The sequence below is a fragment of the Streptomyces sp. NPDC028331 genome (genome assembly GCF_055565775.1).
On the sequence record NZ_JBVHTR010000019.1, the window covers coordinates 44,393 to 60,689 of the forward strand.

The window sequence follows — 16,297 nt, forward strand, 5'->3', positions numbered from 1 at the left end:
CGACACCACCGTCTCGTCCACGGTCAGGTTCGCGGCGAGCTCACTGCGTCGTCACCACCGCCGCCTGCGGCCGGATCGGCAGGCGGTTGACCGGGCGGCCCGTCGCCGCGCGGACCGCCGACGCGATCGCCGCCGGGGAGGTGACCACGGGCACCGCGCTGACCGCCTTCGCACCGAAGGGGGCGACCACGTCCCGTTCCTCGACCAGCTTGACGATCTTGATGTCGGGGGCGTCCAGGGCCGTCGGCAGGGAGTAGCCCGTGAGGTCGGGGTGGCGGATCACGCCGCGGGCCGTGCGCAGGTTCTCCGTGAGCGCGATGCCCACGCCCTGGGTGACCCCCGCCTCGAGCCGCGCCGCCAGTTGCGCGGGGTTCAGCACGCGGCCCACGTCCTGGGCCAGCGCGAGTTCCACGACCCGCACCGAGCCGATCTCGATGTCCACGTCCACCACCGCGCGGACCGCGCAGAACGCGAGCCCCACGAAGGCGTCGCCCTGGCCCGTCTCGTTCAGCGGCTCGGTCGGGTGCGGGCGGCACTGCGCGGTGGCCCACAGTTCCTTGCCGTCCATGGCCTCCGTCACGGTCGTGGACAGGACCCCGTCGTACGACGTGATCTTGCCGTCCGTGATCTGGAGCAGCTCCGTGGACATGCCGAACTTGTGCGCCAGGGGCTGGAGGAGCTGGGTGCGGACCATCTTCGCCGCGCGTTCCACCGCGCCGCCCGACACCCAGGTGTGGCGGCCCCGGCAGCCCGCGCCCGCCGGCGGCTGGTCGGTGTCGACCGGCGCCACGTGCACCTCGTCGATGCCCAGGGTCTCCTGGACGATCTGCCGGGCGAGCGTCGCGAAGCCCTGGCCGGTCTCCACCGCCGCGCACAGCACCGTGGCGACGCCGTCCTGCACCTTCACCGTCGCCGTGGAGACCTCGTCCGCGCCCTCCGCGCCGAGCATGTGCACCATGCCGAGGCCGTAGCCGACACCCCGCCGGACCGCGCCCGGTTCGCCGGCCCCCTCCGGGCCGCCCGGCAGCAGCCACTCCTCCTCGGGGGTGTCCTTGGGCAGCGGCGGCAGCGGGAAGTCCCGGACCGCCTCGAGCAGTTCGGCCACCGGCGCGGGACACGTCACCGTCTGGCCGGTCGGCAGGACGTCGCCGGTCGCCATGACGTTGCGCATCCGCAGCTCCGCCGGGTCCAGGCCCAGCTTCTTGGCGAGCTTGTCCATCTGCGCCTCGTACGCGGCGCACACCTGCATCGCGCCCTCGCCGCGCACATGGCCCGACGGCGGGTTGTTGGTGCGCACGGCCCAGCCCTCGATGAAGGCGTTCGGGACGACGTACGGGCCGCAGGCGAAGGAGACCGCGGCGGCCAGCGCGTCGGAGGAGGTGTCCGCGTACGCGCCCGCGTCCAGCAGGATCTGCGCCTCTACCTTCACCAGCCTGCCCTCGGCGTCCGCGTGGTGGCGGTAGCGCAGCAGCGTGGGGTGGCGGTGGACGTGGCCCAGGAAGGACTCCTCCCGGGTCGCGGTCAGCTTCACCGGGCAGCCGGTCCGCAGCGCGAGGAGTCCGAGCGGGAGCTGGAAGCCCTGGTCCTCGCGGTCGGCGGTGGCGCCGGGCACGCCGGTGACGACGACCTTGACCCGTTCCGGTTCCAGGCCGTAGACCGCGGCGGCCCGGTCCCGGTCGGTGTGCGGGTCGGTGGAGGCGACGTACAGCTCGACGCCGCCGTCGGGCCGGGGGACGGCGAGCCCGGCCTCGGCACCGATCGGCGCGGGGTCCTGGCGGCCGATGCGGTACAGGCCCTCGACGACGACCTCGCCGACCGCGTCCGGGTCGCCGTGGCGCAGCGGGATGTGGCGGATCAGGTTGCCGTCGGGGTGCAGCGGCTCGGCCTCGAACGCCTGCTCGGGGTCGGTGACCGGGTCCAGCACCTCGTACTCGACGATGACCGCGGCGGCCGCCATGCGGGCGGTGTCGGGGTGGTCGGCGGCGACGGCCGCGATGGGCTCGCCGTGGTGGCGTACGACGTCGGAGGCGAAGACGGGGCGGTCGGCGGTGCCGCGTCCGTGCAACGCGCCCGCGGGCACGTCCTCGTGGGTGACGACGGCCCGCACGCCGGGCATCTCGCGCGCGTGCCGGGTGTCGATGGACAGAATGCGCGCGTGCGGGTGCGGGGAGCGCAGGACGGCGGCCCACAGCAGGCCCTCCGCCCACAGGTCGGCCGCGTACGGGAAGGTGCCCTCGGTCTTGGCGCGGGCGTCGGCGGACGGCAGGGAGGCTCCGATGCCGTGCGGCAGCGGCTCGGGGGCCGGTGCCGCCGCGGCGGTGGTCGCGGTGGCGGCTTCGTTGCTCACGCCTGGCCTCCGTCCTGGCCGTAGGGGTGGTCGCTGTGGGCCACGTTGCCGAACGCGTCGAGGTGGACGCCGCCCTCTCCGGGGCCCGCCTGGTGCGGGATGCGCGGTTCGTCGCCGTCCGCTGCCGGCTCGCCCTCGGTGCGGTGCGCCTCCCGCTCGGCGACGACCTCCTGGACGGCCTGCAGCACGCCGCGGTAGCCGGAGCAGCGGCACAGGTTGCCGCACAGCGCCTGGCGGGCCTCGAGTTCGGTCGGGGCGGGGTTGCCCTCCAGCAGGTCGTGCACCGTCATCGCCATGCCGGGCACGCAGAAGCCGCACTGCACGGCGCCGCACCGGGCGAGCGCGCGCTGCACGTCGGAGGGCTGTCCGTCGACGGCGAGTCCCTCGACCGTCCGGACCTCGCTGCCGGCCGCGGTGACCGCGGGCACCAGGCAGGAGGCGACGAGCCGTCCGTCGACCTGCACGTTGCAGGCGCCGCACTCGCCCTGCGAGCAGCCGTCCTTGGCACCGGCGAGGCCGAGCCGTTCGCGCAGCACGTACAGCAGCGACTCGCCGATCCACGCCTCGGTGACGGGCCGGTCGGCGCCGTTCACCCGCAGCACGTACGAGGCCATGGGGTGCTCGTCGTGCGGGGGCGCGGGCTCGGGGGCCTGCTCCTGCGGCGGGTCCTGGGCCGGGTCCTGGGCGCCGACGGGCTCCGGCGCCGGGTCGGACCCGGGGTCCTGGGCCGCTTCGGGAGCCGGTGGCTCCTCGGGGCCGGAGGCGTCGGCGGCATCGGAAGCCTCCGACGGCTCCTGGGCCGCCTCGGGCGCCTCCGGAGTCCCGTCGGCCGCGGTCGCCTCGTACGACCCGTCGGACGGCTCCTCAGGGGCCTCCTCGGACGTCTCCGCGGCGGTCTCCTGCCCCGGCCACGCCTGTTCGGGCGACTGCCCGGCCGTCTCCGTCGCCCAGGGAGCGGGCGCACCGCCCGGCAGCGTCGCGGGCGGGGTGCCGCCCCACTGCTCGATGAGCGACGAGGTGGTGAACTCCCCCGACTCGTCCGGGAGATCGCCGCCCGCGACCGGGATCGACCACTGTCCGGTGACGTCGTGCCCGGGCGCGGGCTCCCGCGCGGCCTGGGCCTCCTCGAAGCTCCACTGCCCGGTCGCGCCCGGGTTGTACGTGAACCGGTCCCCCGCAGCGTCCTGCGCCGCGGCCGGCCAGTGGGCGCCCTCGTCGGGCGCGCCCCAGGTCCCGCCGTGCCCCTCGGCGCCCGCGTCCTCGTGCGGGGTGAACGTCGGCGGCACATAGCCGTGGCCCGGCGCGGCCAGCGGGCTGTCGGAGGCGAGGAGGGCGTCGATCCCGCCCTCCGGGAGCTGGACGAAGGCGGTGGCGCCGTCGTCGTAGTCCCCTTGCGGCAGCCGCTCCCAGGAGCCGTTGGTGCCCTGCCGGCGGGCGTCCTCCGGGTGCTGGTCGTCCGTCACGACAGTGCCCTCCCCAGTGCTCGTCGGGCCAGCGCGGCGACGGTGCGCCGCAGGTGCAGTACGGCGGGCGGAAGCGGCTCCACGGTGCCGTCCGCCGCGGGGACCGGGTCGGGGATGCAGGCCGCGGCGACGTACTCCCCGAACGCGTTCAGGGCCTCCGGGACGATCGCGCGGTTGTTGTCCCAGTCGATGAGCTGCGCGACCCACTGCTCGGCCTCCAGCGGGCGCAGCGGCATCGGCGCTATGGCGCCGACGGCGCAGCGCACCCCGCGCCGGGCCGGGTCGAGCACCAGCGCCACCGACGCCATCGCCCGCCCGGGTCCGGTGCGGCCGGTCGCCTTCAGGAAGACCTGGGGGGCGTGCAGCAGCGGCACGCGCACGTAGCCGATGAGTTCACCGGCGCGCAGCATCTCCACGCCGGCCAGCAGGTGCGAGACCGGGATCTCCCGGCGCGCCCCGCCGGGGCCGGCGATGATCAGCGTGGCCTCCAGGGCGGCGAGCACGGGCAGCGCGTCCCCGGTGGGGGCGGCCGACGCGATGTTGCCGCCCAGGGTGCCCGCGTTGCGGATGTGCGGCGGTCCGGCCGCGCGCGCCGCCGCCGCGAGGGCGGGGATGAGGGCCGCGAAGTCGGGGCGGCCCATGCGCGCGTGGGTGAGGCCGGCGCCGAGCAGCGCGTGGCCGTCCTGGTACTGCCAGCCGCGGATCTCGCTGATGCGGCCGAGACCGACCAGCGCGGCGGGCCGGAGCTGCCCGGAGTTCACCGCTGCCATGAGGTCGGTGCCGCCCGCCACGGGAACGGCGGCCGGATGGGCGGCGAGGGCCGCCACGGCCTCGTCCAGTGAGGCGGGCAGCGTCACGGCCTGCGCCGCCTGCGGTGCGTGCGTGGTCAAACCGGCTGCCCCTTCCCGCTGCCCACCTGGTCCCACCTGTGTTGCCGTACCGTACGTGCTGACAGGGCGGACGTGGCAACTCTGGCACATCTTTCACGGCCTCCGACGCGGGGGTCCGCTAGGAGGCATTCGCCCCTCTCACCAGGGAGATCGCCCGTTTTGCCACGGCATCCCCGATCAGGGCCCATTGCAGCTTTTCGACGCCCCTTGCACTGCTTTTCCCATGCCGGGGTACGTTTCCAGCCGACCCGGCGCCTCGCCTGCCCTGCGGCCGCCACCTCACACGTTCGGGGGCGCACCCTCGATCGGGCGTCCGAGCACCCCGGGTCGCCGCTGCCACGGCAGCGGCCCCGTGGGCGGCCGGTAGCCGACCCCCAGGGCGTCCAGGCGGCGGTAGTGGGCGGTCATCCGCTGCTCGAAGTCCGCGAAGTCGCGCTCGGCCGGGGCGGGCAGCGCGCTCCAGGCGACCTCGGCGAACGCCGCGAGCCGGGGAAACGCCTGGTAGTCGACCCGCCCTTGATCCTCCGTCACCTCGGTCCAGACGTTGGCCTGGGTGCCGAGGACGTGCCGCGCCTCCTCGCGCGTGAGCTGCGGCGGAACCGGCTCGAAACGGTAGACGTCCTCCAGGGTGCGCACGTACCCGATGGGCACCGGCTCGTCGGCGCCGCCGTCCTGACGGTGGTCCAGATACACCTGCTGCTCGGGGCACATGACGACGTCGTGGCCGGCGCGCGCCGCCGTGATCCCGCCGGCGTAGCCGCGCCAGGAGGAGACGGTCGCGCCCTCCGCGAGGCCCCCTTCGAGGATCTCGTCCCAGCCGACGAGCCGGCGGCCGCGCGCGGTGAGCCAGGTGTCGAAGTGCCGGACGAACCACGCCTGGAGCTCGTCCTCGTCCGCGAGCCCCAGCTCCTCGATGCGCGCCTGCGCGGCCGGGGAGCGCCGCCACTGGTCCTTGGGGCACTCGTCGCCGCCGATGTGGATGAACGGTGACGGGAAGAGTTCCAGGACCTCCTCGAACACGCCCTCGTAGAACCGCAGGGTGGTGTCGGTGGGGGCGAGTACGTTGGGGTTGATGCCCCAGTCGTCCCAGACCGTGAGGGAGGCCGTGTCGATGACGTCGCGGTTGCCGAGTTCCGGGTACGCGGCGATGGCCGCCTGGCTGTGCCCGGGGACGTCGATCTCGGGGACGACGGTGATGTGCCGCTCGGCCGCGTACGCGACGATCTCGCGGATGTCGTCCTGGGTGTAGAAACCGCCGTGCGGCTTCTCCTCCCACAGCGGCGAGGCGCGATGGCCGAATCTGGTGCGCGCCCGCCAGGACCCGACCTCGGTGAGCCTCGGACGGCGCTTGATCTCCAGCCGCCAGCCCTGGTCGTCGGTGAGGTGCAGATGGAGGACGTTGAGCTTGTGCGCGGCCATCAGGTCCAGGTAGCGCAGGACGCCGTCCTTGGGCATGAAGTGCCGGGCGACGTCGAGCAGGAGGCCGCGCCAGCCGAAGCGGGGGGCGTCCTCGACGACGACGCCGGGCACCTTCCACTCACGGCGGCCGGGATCCACCGGCGCCCGCCGGAAGGCCTCCGGGCCCAGCAACTGGCGGAACGTCTGCGCGCCCCAGAAGACACCGGCCGCGCTGCCGCCGTCGACGCGGACGGCGTGTCCGTCCACGGCGATGCGGTACGCCTCCGGTTCCAGGCCCGGGTCGACGCGCAGCACGATGCCGCCGCCCTCGCGGCCCTCCCGGAAGGGCAGCCCGGTGGCCGCGCCCAGGACGGCGCGCATCCAGCGTGCGACGCCCTCGGTGCCGGGCCCGGCGGACAGCACCGTCTCCTCGTCGAGCACGAACAGCCCCGGCGGCGGCCCCCACCGGCCCTCGCGAGGTGCCGGGATCAGATCCTCGAAGCCCATGGCATCCAGCCCTTCCGGTCGACCGGGCGCCGGAAACGGAAGCGGATCCCGGCCAGGGCACCGTACGGGCGGGCCGCGGCGTTGGCGAGAGTGCACGGGCGGGGCTTCGCCGACCGGATGCCGTGCGCGGGCACAAAGACCTCCGGGACGCGCCAGGACGCGCCCCGGAGGCCCGGCGGAGATCAGGCCACGGCCCGGCCGGCTACTTGTCCCCGCCCTTGTCGTCGCCGCCGCTGCCCATGGAGTCGTAGATCTCCTTGCACATCGGGCAGACGGGGTACTTCTTCGGGTCACGTCCCGGGACCCACACCTTGCCGCACAGCGCCACCACGGGGGTGCCGTCCAGGGCGCTCGCCATGATCTTGTCCTTCTGGACGTAGTGGGCGAAGCGCTCGTGGTCGCCGTCACCGTGCGATACCTGCGGCGTCGGCTCTACGAGGGTCCCCGTACCGGTACCGCGCTCGGGCTCAAGAGTGCTCATAGGGCCAAGCGTACTGAAGCTCGCGGATATCAGTTGAGCGTAGGGTCGTCCGGGTACGTCGCCACCATCGCCAGCTCGCTGCGCTGGCGTCGCAGCACTTCGCGCCAGAGTTTCTCCGGGGCCGGGGACGACACGTCGCCGGGTTCCGACTCGACGACGTACCACGCCCCGTCCACCAGCTCGTCCTCGAGCTGGCCCGGTCCCCAGCCGGCGTATCCCGCGAAGATGCGCAGCGAGCCCAGGGCCTTGGCGAGCAGTTCCGGAGGGGCCTCCAGGTCCACCAGGCCGATCGCGCCGTGCACCCGCCGCCAGCCGAGCGGCGCGTGGTCCGGAGAGGCGCCGCCGGGGATCACCGCGACACCGAGCGCCGAGTCCAGCGACACGGGGCCGCCCTGGAAGACGACGCCGGGCTCGCCCGCGAGCGCCGCCCAGCCCTCCAGGATGTCCCCCACGTCCACGGGGGTGGGGCGGTTGAGGACCACGCCGAGCGAGCCCTCCTCGTCGTGGTCGAGGAGCAGCACCACAGCACGGTCGAAGTTCGGGTCCGCCAGGGCGGGGGTGGCCACGAGCAGCCGCCCTGTGAGCGAGGACACCTCGGTCATGCCAGACATGATCCCGCATCTTGCCTTCGGATGGGGAGGCTATGCGGGTACGCGGGTGAATGCGGCCGTGAATCGGACAGGCGGCCTGGTGGGGCCTCCTTCGAGGGTGGTGGCGGGGGACCGGGGGGGCGCGAAGGCGCGGCGCGGGCGCACGGGCCGCCCCGGTAACCGCTCGCGTCCGGTCACGCACGGCTCGTGTTGTGGCAAAGCTATGACCTTCCTTGAGGCCACTTGGGCTTACTGAAGGGGGGTACGCGGCCATTACGCTTACGTCTTCGGCCCCTGCCCCACTCCACGGAACGCGAGATTCATGACCGTCAACGACGATGTCCTCCTTGTCCACGGCGGCACCCCGCTCGAGGGCGAGATCCGTGTCCGCGGTGCGAAGAACCTCGTACCGAAGGCCATGGTCGCCGCCCTGCTGGGCAGTGCCCCGAGCAGGCTGCGCAACGTGCCCGACATCCGCGACGTACGCGTCGTGCGGGGGCTGCTGCAGTTGCACGGTGTGACGGTCCGTCCGGGCGAGGAGCCGGGTGAGCTGGTGCTCGACCCGACGTACGTCGAGAGCGCGAACGTCGCCGACATCGACGCCCACGCGGGCTCGTCGCGCATCCCCATCCTGTTCTGCGGCCCGCTGCTGCACCGCCTGGGCCACGCGTTCATCCCCGGTCTGGGCGGCTGCGACATCGGCGGCCGGCCGATCGACTTCCACTTCGACGTGCTGCGGCAGTTCGGCGCGGTCATCGAGAAGCGCGCGGACGGCCAGTACCTGGAGGCGCCCAAGGGGCTGCGCGGCACGAAGATCCGGCTGCCGTACCCGTCGGTCGGCGCGACCGAGCAGGTGCTGCTGACGGCGGTGCTCGCCGAGGGTGTCACCGAGCTGTCCAACGCGGCCGTGGAGCCGGAGATCGAGGACCTGATCTGCGTGCTGCAGAAGATGGGCGCGATCATCGCGATGGACACGGACCGCACGATCCGCATCACCGGTGTGGAGAAGCTCGGCGGCTACACCCACCGCGCCCTCCCGGACCGGCTGGAGGCCGCGTCCTGGGCGTCGGCGGCACTGGCGACCAACGGCAACATCTACGTCCGCGGCGCGCAGCAGCGGTCGATGATGACGTTCCTGAACACCTACCGCAAGGTGGGCGGTGCGTTCGAGATCGACGACGAGGGCATCCGGTTCTGGCACCCCGGCGGGCAGCTCAAGTCGATCGCGCTGGAGACGGACGTGCACCCCGGCTTCCAGACGGACTGGCAGCAGCCGCTCGTTGTGGCCCTCACCCAGGCGACGGGACTGTCGATCATCCACGAGACGGTGTACGAGTCCCGCCTCGGCTTCACCTCCGCGCTGAACCAGATGGGCGCGCACATCCAGCTCTACCGCGAGTGCCTCGGCGGCTCCGACTGCCGCTTCGGGCAGCGCAACTTCCTGCACTCCGCGGTGGTTTCGGGCCCGACGAAGCTGCAGGGCTCGGACCTGGTCATCCCCGACCTGCGCGGCGGCTTCTCCTACCTGATCGCGGCCCTGGCGGCCGAGGGCACGTCCCGCGTCCACGGCATCGACCTGATCAACCGGGGCTACGAGAACTTCATGGAGAAGCTGGTGGAGCTGGGTGCCAAGGTGGAACTGCCGGGCAAGGCACTCGGCTGACGGCCACCTCCCCGGCCGGCGGGCGACGCTCCAGGGCGACGCACCGGCGGCCGGGGGTCCGGGGGTTGCCCCCGGATGAGTACCGTCACGCGGCCTTGCGAGGCGTTCCGCGTATGCGAAGGGGCGGTCACCCCGATCCGGGTGACCGCCCCTTTGGCCTTGCTGGGCCCGTACGCCGTCGCGAGGAGCTCGCCGGGCCTCGTCACTCGCCGTCCCGTGGCGGTACGGCCTCATCGCGCCGTCCTGCGACGGGCGCGGCCTGGTCGCGCCGTCCCACGGCGGGTAGGGCCTCGTCACGCCGTCCCGTGGCGGTGAGGCCTCGTACGCCGCCGTACGGCAGGTGGGGCCTCACTGCGCCGCTCTGTGGCGGTGCGGCGGCCTTGCTGCGCCGTCCCGTGGCGTCACGGCGTCGTACGCCGTCCCGTGGCGTACGAACGGCAAGATCACTTGCCCTTGGCGGCTTCCTTGAGCTTGGAGCCCGCGGAGACCTTCACGCTGTAGCCGGCCGGGATCTGGATGGGGTCGCCGGTCTGCGGGTTGCGCGCGGTGCGAGCGGCACGGTGGGTGCGCTCGAAGGTGAGGAAGCCAGGGATGGTGACCTTCTCGTCGCCCTTGGCGACGACCTCGCCGACGGTCTCGGCGAACGCTGCCAGCACGGCGTCGGCGTCCTTGCGGGTCACCTCGGCGCGGTCGGCCAGCGCGGCCACCAGCTCACTGCGGTTCATGTTGTTACTCCCGTGTTCTTCTTGCCGTTGAGGCGTGCCACGCGGCGGAGCCGCATGTCGGGCACGGCGAAGCCGATGCTGCCAGGGTCCTCGGTGAGTCCCCGGACCCGGGTCCGTCGTCAGACCCATCGCGCCCGAAGACGCATCCTGCCCCCACCTGCGGCGGGAAAGCCAATCCGGCACCCGTAGGAGTCGTAGGAACACCCTTGGGAGTCACACGAAGGGCGCCACCGCCTTGCCACGGTGACGCGCCGTCCGTTTCCCGCGACAGATCGCAGGTCGTGGGGGTCCGAGCCCGGCCGCCACCATAGAGGGCGGCCGGGTGCCTCCGGTTCCACGACGCGCCGGTCGGCGCGACCGTGGCAATGGTCACAGCCGTGCGGGACTAGTCGATCGCCGTCGCCGACTCGCCCGCCGCCTTCGCGGCCTCCCGCACCGCTCCGGCGACCGCGCCCGCGACCTTGTCGTTGAACACGCTCGGGATGATGTAGTTCGGGTTCAGCTCGTCCTCGGTCACCACGTCCGCGAGCGCCTGCGCGGCCGCCAGCATCATCTCCGTGTTGACCGTGCGGGACTGCGCGTCGAGCAGACCGCGGAAGACGCCCGGGAACACCAGCACGTTGTTGATCTGGTTCGGGAAGTCGGAGCGCCCGGTGGCCACAACGGCCGCCGTCTGACGGGCGATTGCGGGGTCCACCTCGGGGTCCGGGTTCGCGAGCGCGAACACGATGGCGCCGTCGGCCATGGCGGCCACGTCGTCGCCGTCGAGCACGTTGGGCGCCGAGACGCCGATGAAGACGTCGGCTCCGCGCACCGCTTCCCTCAGCGTGCCGGTCAGGCCCTCCTGGTTGGTGTTGTCGGCGATCCAGCGCAGCGCCGAGCCCGGCGCCGCGTCCACGAGGTCCTCACGGCCGGCGTGCACGACACCGTGGATGTCGGCCACCACCGCGTTCTTCACGCCCGCCGCGAGCAGCAGTTTGAGGATCGCCGTGCCGGCCGCGCCGGCACCCGACATCACGACGCGGACGTTCTCGATCTCCTTGCCCACCACGCGAAGTGCGTTGGTCAGGGCGGCGAGGACGACGATCGCCGTGCCGTGCTGGTCGTCGTGGAAGACGGGGATGTCGAGCGCCTCGCGCAGCCGCGCCTCGATCTCGAAGCAGCGCGGCGCGGAGATGTCCTCGAGGTTGATGCCGGCGAACCCGGGGGCGATCGCCTTGACGATCTCGACGATCGCGTCGGTGTCCTGGGTGTCGAGGCAGATCGGCCAGGCGTCGATGCCGGCGAAGCGCTTGAAGAGGGCCGCCTTGCCCTCCATGACGGGCAGCGCGGCCTTGGGGCCGATGTTGCCGAGGCCCAGCACGGCGGAGCCGTCCGTCACGACCGCAACGGAGTTGCGCTTGATGGTGAGGCGGCGGGCGTCCTCGGGGTTCTCGGCGATCGCCATGCACACGCGCGCCACACCCGGCGTGTAGACCATGGACAGGTCGTCACGGTTGCGGATGGGGTGCTTCGACGCCATCTCGATCTTGCCGCCGAGGTGCATCAGGAACGTACGGTCGGAGACCTTGCCCAGCGTGACGCCCTCGATGCCGCGGAGCTGCTCGACGATCTCCTGCGCGTGCGCCGTGGAGGTGGCGGCGATCGTGACGTCGATACGGAGCTTCTCGTGGCCGGACGCGGTGACGTCGAGGCCGGTCACCGAGCCCCCGGAGGACTCCACGGCGGTGGTGAGCTGCGAGACGGCGGTTCCGCTCGCGGGCACCTCCAGCCTGATAGTCATCGAGTAGGAGACGCTGGGCGCCGTTGCCATGGCCGACTTCCTCTGCTTTCACCGGGTCGCGGTTGTGTCGCGGATATGCCGTCCGATCGTCGCACCTACCGGGGAGTACCTGGTAGTCGCCCCGGATTTGCGAACGTTTTGTTCGTCATCCCGGGTCAATTCCGGAAACCGACTTCCACGATACGAGAGGCGTTCGGGTGGTGGCAGAGGCGCGCCGCACAACGCACGAGAGGCCCGCGTCACGGAAGGACGCGGGCCTCTCGGCACGTCAGCGACACCGACCCGCCATGCTCGCCTCGCGGCAAGTGGTCGCTCGTAGCGACTAAGGTTGGGCCCGGGGGCTTGGATCGGGCCGGTGCCACATCCAGGCTAACAAACAGATCCCGTATGGCCATTCCCGCGCCGAGAGTTCATCTTCCGTACGGGTCGGCCCGCGGTGCTCCCGCCCCCGGCGCTCAGTCCCGCAGCAGGTCCGGCACCCCGGCGGCGTCCGGCTCGTCCCGGTCCCCGGAGACCACCGTGAGCTGCTGCGTCGCCCGGGTGAGCGCCACGTACAGCACGCGCAGCCCCGCGGGGCTCTCGTCGGCGATCTCCGCGGGCGAGACGACGACCGTGGCGTCGTACTCCAGCCCCTTGGCCTCCAGGCTGCCGAGGGCCACCACCCGGTCGCCGAGCCCGTCCAGCCAGCGGGCCGCCTCCTCGCGCCGGTTCATGGCGACGACGACGCCGACCGTGCCGTCGACCAGGCCGAGGAGCCGGGCGGCCTCCTCGCGGACGGTCCGCGCCATCGCGTCCCGTATCACGGTGAAGCGCGGCTCGACGCCGGTGGAGCGCACGGCCGTGGGGGCGGTGGAGCCCGGCATGGCGAGCGCGAGGACCCTGGAGGCCAGGTCGGCGATCTCGGCGGGGTTGCGGTAGTTGACCGTGAGGGTGAAGCGGCGCCGCGGGCGGGTGCCGAGGGCCTCGTCGCGGGCCTCGGCCGCCTCGTCCGGATCGGACCAGGACGACTGGGCCGGATCGCCCACGACGGTCCAGGTCGCGTGCCGGCCGCGGCGCCCGACCATCCGCCACTGCATCGGCGTGAGGTCCTGCGCCTCGTCGACGATCACGTGCGCGTACTCGGTGCGTTCCTGCGCCAGCCGCTCGGCGCGCTCCCGCTGCGACTCCTCGCGCACCGGCATCAGTTCCTCGAGCCCGGTGAGCTGGTCGAGCGGGTCCAGTTCGCGCCTCTTCCTCGGCCGGGCCGGCAGGCCGAGGATGGCCTGCAACTCGTCGAGCAGGGCGATGTCGTGCACGGAGTACCCCTCCCGCCGCAGCGAGCGCGCGACCCTGCGCACCTCGCCGGGGGTCAGGACGCGCCGCGCCCAGCGGCCGAGCCGCCTCTCGTCGGCCATGGCCGCGAGGACGGTCCCGGGGGTCAGCTCCGGCCACCAGGCGTCCAGGAACGCGGTGAAGGAGTCCTCGGAGGTGATGTCCTCGTCGAAGGAGGACCGCAGCTCGGCGGCCAGCTCGGGGTCGGCGTGCCGGTTCGCCGCGCCGGACTGCGCCCACAGGGCGTCCAGGAGCAGTCGGCGGGCGCGCGGGCGCAGCAGGTTGACGGGTGCCGTGCCGGTGAGGGCCGTGCGCCGGATCCGCTCCAGTTCCTCCGCCTCCAGCTCCAGCCGGCGGCCGAAGGCGACGACCCGCAGCCGGTCCGGCGCGTCACCGCTCTCCAGGGCGCCGCGGGCGGCCTTCCGCAGCACCTTGAGCATGCGGGAGGAGCCCTTGGCGCGGGCCGTGGAGGGGGAGTCGTAGAGCGTGGCCTCGACGCCGTCGACGAGCGAGCCGATGGCGCGGATGGCGACCTGGCCCTCCTCGCCGAGCGACGGCAGGACGCCCTCGGTGTAGGCGACCAGCAGCGGGGTGGGCGAGACGATCAGGATGCCGCCCGCGTAGCGGCGCCGGTCCTGGTAGAGCAGGTAGGCGGCCCGGTGCAGGGCGACGGCGGTCTTGCCGGTGCCGGGGCCGCCCTCGACGTAGGTCACGGAGGCGGCGGGGGCGCGGATGACCAGGTCCTGCTCCGCCTGGATGGAGGCCACGATGTCCCGCATGGTGTGGGTGCGGGCCTGGCCGAGCGCGGCCATCAGGGCGCCGTCGCCGATCACGGGCAGCTCGCGGCCGTCCAGGGTCGCCTTCAGCTCGGGGCGCATCAGGTCGTCCTCGACGCCGAGCACCCTGCGTCCCTTGGAGCGGATGACCCGGCGGCGCACGACCCGTCCGGGATCGACCGGGGTGGAGCGGTAGAAGGGGGCCGCGGCGGGTGCCCGCCAGTCGATGACCAGGGGCGCGTACTCCTCGTCGAGGACGCCGATCCGGCCGATGTGCAGGGTCTCGGCGATGTCGGCGGTGTTGTCGGGGCGCACCGCGCCCTCGGCGGGCTCGACGGCCGTGTACGCGCCGTCGGGCCCCTTCTTGCCGTCCTTGCCGAGCAGCAGGTCGATCCGGCCGAAGAGGAAGTCCTCGAACTCGTTGTTGAGCCGGTTGAGGTGGACGCCCGCCCGGAACACCTGGGCGTCGCGCTCGGCGAGCGCCCCGGGGGTGCCGACCTGGCCGCGCTGCGCGGCGTCGTTCATCAGGAACTCCGCCTCGTGGATCTTCTCCTCGAGGCGCCGGTACACCCGGTCCAGGTGTTCCTGTTCGACGCTGATCTCCCGGTCGCGGAGCGAGTCGTGCGCGGACCTGCCGACCGGGCCGAGCGCGGTTTCCTGTTGAACCTGAGCGGCCACCGGGCCCCCTTCTGACGTGCTGAGCAGCCGTCCACCGTACGCGAAGGGGACCCCGGGAGGCTACGGCTCGCCCCGGCCCCCGCACACGTCGGTCCGCGGCGTGGCCGGGACGCACGCCGCGGGGAAGCGCTCAGGGCGGTGGGGGGCGCCTACGCCTTCACCTCCACCAGCTTCTTCCCGTCCAGCGTCATGACCTCGAAGTGGTCGATCTGGTTGGGTGTGAACGCGGCGGCGCCGCTCACGTAGAGCGGGTTCTTCGCCTCCTCCGTCTTGCCGTCGGGGATGCCGTAGCCCCACGTCGGGACGGACCAGGTGGAGAGCGTCTCGCGCTCGCCGTTCTTGCCGACGGCGATCAGGGAGCACTTGAGCGGGCCCTTGACGCCCTTCAGCTCCACGACGCCGCTGGTGCCCCAGTCCTTGGCCGCCATCGCGACCGTGGCGCTGACCCCGGTGGTCGGGTCGGTCGCCGAGACCTTGTCGGTCATGGTCTGGAAGGCGGCCTTGGCGGGCGAGGCCGCCGCCACCGTGCCGGGGGTGTCGCTGCCGCCGCCGTTCACCGCCATCACGGCGAGCGGGCCGCCGATGATCAGCGCGGCGGCGGCCGCGACGAGGTAGAAGCCGCGCCGCCGCTTCTGGGCGCGCCGCTCGGAGATCTCGTCGACGAGCCGCTCCACCAGCCGTGGGCTGGGTTTGGCGGACAGGGATTCGCCGATGGCCGGGGTGCCCTGGCTGCCCGGCATGTCGGCGAGCGCGGCCAGCATCGGTTCCATGCCGGCCAGGTCGTCGAGCTGCTGGGCACACCAGTCGCAGGTGGCGAGGTGCGCCTCGAAGGCGGTCGCCTCCGCGTCGTCCAGGATGCCGAGGGCGTAGGCGCCGACGGTTTCATGGATGTCGCCCTGCCCCTGGGGACCGCCTCTCACGGCCCCGGGGCCACCAGTGCCGAATCCCCCGTACAGGTTGCTCATGCCGTCACCCCCCGCTCCTCCAGTGCCAGCTTCATCGACCGCAGGGCGTAGAACACCCTGGAGCGCACCGTTCCGCTGGGGATGCCGAGCGTTTCGGCCGCCTCATTGACCGTACGCCCTTTGAAGTACGTTTCGACCAGGACCTCCCTGTGAGCAGGGGTCAGGTCTTCCAGCGCGTCCGACAGTGTCATCAGCCACAACGCCTTGTCGATCTCGTCCTCCGCGGGGATGACCTCCAGCGGCGACGGGTCGACCTCCTGCGGCCGGGCCTGCCGGCTGCGGTGGCCGTCGATGACGATGCGCCGGGCGACCGTCACCAGCCAGGGGCGTACCGAACCGGTCGCTCGGTTGAGCTGGCCGGCGTTCTTCCAGGCACGGATGAGCGTCTCCTGCACGACGTCCTCGGCGCGCTGCCGGTCGCCCGCGACCAGGCGCAGCACGTAGGCGAGCAGGGGTCCCGCATGTTCTCGATACAGGGCACGCATCAGCTCCTCGTCCGGCTCGGTCGAGGACGCCGAGGAAGCGGACGAGGTCATGCGATGTCGGGCCCTGGGCCGCTTTCGTTCATCAGCCACGGCGGAATCCTTGCGCACGCCCACCTCCGGTGTCCGGGGGTTCCCCCAGTCGGTCGCTCACATCCGGGTACGCGTGAGGGGGCCGCTGTGTTCAAAGCGACAGCACAAATTTCTTGGAGAAGGTGTGGAAGCCCTTACTCCTGGG

The 16,297-nt window shown here is 72.8% G+C and carries 12 protein-coding genes; 1 reads left to right on the forward strand and 11 read right to left on the reverse strand.

Features of this window, described 5'->3' with window-relative positions:
* Positions 1 to 40 precede the first annotated feature (40 nt).
* The 6 genes from ACZ4SW_RS25850 to ACZ4SW_RS25875 all read right to left on the reverse strand — a co-directional run bounded on the left by ACZ4SW_RS25850 (position 41) and on the right by ACZ4SW_RS25875 (position 7,688).
* Positions 41 to 2,347: a xanthine dehydrogenase family protein molybdopterin-binding subunit gene (locus ACZ4SW_RS25850; RefSeq protein WP_468250366.1), complete on the reverse strand. Its 2,307-nt coding sequence runs from the start codon at positions 2,345 to 2,347 to the stop codon at positions 41 to 43.
* Positions 2,344 to 3,810 (reverse strand): (2Fe-2S)-binding protein, encoded by a 1,467-nt coding sequence (locus tag ACZ4SW_RS25855; RefSeq protein WP_468250368.1) that lies wholly within the window; start codon positions 3,808 to 3,810, stop codon positions 2,344 to 2,346. The genes ACZ4SW_RS25850 and ACZ4SW_RS25855 overlap by 4 nt, the downstream gene beginning before the upstream one ends.
* Positions 3,807 to 4,700 carry an FAD binding domain-containing protein gene (locus ACZ4SW_RS25860; RefSeq protein ID WP_468250372.1) on the reverse strand — a complete coding sequence of 298 codons (894 nt, stop codon included), beginning with the start codon at positions 4,698 to 4,700 and terminating at the stop codon, positions 3,807 to 3,809. Before ACZ4SW_RS25860 ends, ACZ4SW_RS25855 begins: the two co-directional genes overlap by 4 nt.
* 279 nt (positions 4,701 to 4,979) lie before the next feature.
* Positions 4,980 to 6,605, reverse strand: coding sequence for a beta-N-acetylhexosaminidase (locus ACZ4SW_RS25865; protein WP_468250374.1), 1,626 nt, complete (start codon positions 6,603 to 6,605; stop codon positions 4,980 to 4,982).
* A gap of 202 nt (positions 6,606 to 6,807) precedes the next feature.
* Complete coding sequence (locus ACZ4SW_RS25870) at positions 6,808 to 7,086, reverse strand: DUF3039 domain-containing protein (RefSeq protein ID WP_468250378.1); 279 nt, start codon at positions 7,084 to 7,086, stop codon at positions 6,808 to 6,810.
* A 29-nt stretch (positions 7,087 to 7,115) separates the two neighbouring features.
* Positions 7,116 to 7,688: a YqgE/AlgH family protein gene (locus ACZ4SW_RS25875; RefSeq protein ID WP_468250381.1), complete on the reverse strand. Its 573-nt coding sequence runs from the start codon at positions 7,686 to 7,688 to the stop codon at positions 7,116 to 7,118.
* Between the two features lie 310 nt (positions 7,689 to 7,998).
* Here ACZ4SW_RS25875 and murA point away from each other — a divergent pair, with 310 nt between their 5' ends.
* On the forward strand, positions 7,999 to 9,339 hold the full coding sequence (murA, locus tag ACZ4SW_RS25880) for a UDP-N-acetylglucosamine 1-carboxyvinyltransferase (protein WP_468250383.1): 1,341 nt from the start codon (positions 7,999 to 8,001) through the stop codon (positions 9,337 to 9,339).
* A 443-nt stretch (positions 9,340 to 9,782) separates the two neighbouring features.
* Here the strand turns inward: murA and ACZ4SW_RS25885 are convergent, their stop codons facing one another.
* The 5 genes from ACZ4SW_RS25885 to ACZ4SW_RS25905 form a co-directional block, all read right to left on the reverse strand.
* Positions 9,783 to 10,064, reverse strand: coding sequence for an HU family DNA-binding protein (locus ACZ4SW_RS25885; RefSeq protein WP_007498188.1), 282 nt, complete (start codon positions 10,062 to 10,064; stop codon positions 9,783 to 9,785).
* Positions 10,065 to 10,449: 385 nt separating this feature from the next.
* On the reverse strand, positions 10,450 to 11,877 hold the full coding sequence (locus tag ACZ4SW_RS25890; protein WP_468250385.1) for an NAD-dependent malic enzyme: 1,428 nt from the start codon (positions 11,875 to 11,877) through the stop codon (positions 10,450 to 10,452).
* A 425-nt stretch (positions 11,878 to 12,302) separates the two neighbouring features.
* Positions 12,303 to 14,612: a HelD family protein gene (locus ACZ4SW_RS25895; RefSeq protein WP_468250387.1), complete on the reverse strand. Its 2,310-nt coding sequence runs from the start codon at positions 14,610 to 14,612 to the stop codon at positions 12,303 to 12,305.
* Between the two features lie 149 nt (positions 14,613 to 14,761).
* Complete coding sequence (locus ACZ4SW_RS25900) at positions 14,762 to 15,577, reverse strand: anti-sigma factor family protein (protein WP_468250389.1); 816 nt, start codon at positions 15,575 to 15,577, stop codon at positions 14,762 to 14,764.
* Positions 15,574 to 16,176: a sigma-70 family RNA polymerase sigma factor gene (locus ACZ4SW_RS25905; RefSeq protein WP_468250391.1), complete on the reverse strand. Its 603-nt coding sequence runs from the start codon at positions 16,174 to 16,176 to the stop codon at positions 15,574 to 15,576. Before ACZ4SW_RS25905 ends, ACZ4SW_RS25900 begins: the two co-directional genes overlap by 4 nt.
* Positions 16,177 to 16,297: the final 121 nt, after the last annotated feature.

Bases quoted from the DNA above. Each gene is read 5' to 3' on its own strand.
- ACZ4SW_RS25865 (WP_468250374.1), bottom strand. From the start codon at position 6,605: ATGGGCTTCGAGGATCTGATCCCGGCACCTCGCGAGGGCCGGTGGGGG.
- ACZ4SW_RS25870 (WP_468250378.1), bottom strand. From the start codon at position 7,086: ATGAGCACTCTTGAGCCCGAGCGCGGTACCGGTACGGGGACCCTCGTA.
- ACZ4SW_RS25875 (WP_468250381.1), bottom strand. From the start codon at position 7,688: ATGACCGAGGTGTCCTCGCTCACAGGGCGGCTGCTCGTGGCCACCCCC.
- murA (WP_468250383.1), top strand. From the start codon at position 7,999: ATGACCGTCAACGACGATGTCCTCCTTGTCCACGGCGGCACCCCGCTC.
- ACZ4SW_RS25885 (WP_007498188.1), bottom strand. From the start codon at position 10,064: ATGAACCGCAGTGAGCTGGTGGCCGCGCTGGCCGACCGCGCCGAGGTG.
- ACZ4SW_RS25890 (WP_468250385.1), bottom strand. From the start codon at position 11,877: ATGGCAACGGCGCCCAGCGTCTCCTACTCGATGACTATCAGGCTGGAG.
- ACZ4SW_RS25900 (WP_468250389.1), bottom strand. From the start codon at position 15,577: ATGAGCAACCTGTACGGGGGATTCGGCACTGGTGGCCCCGGGGCCGTG.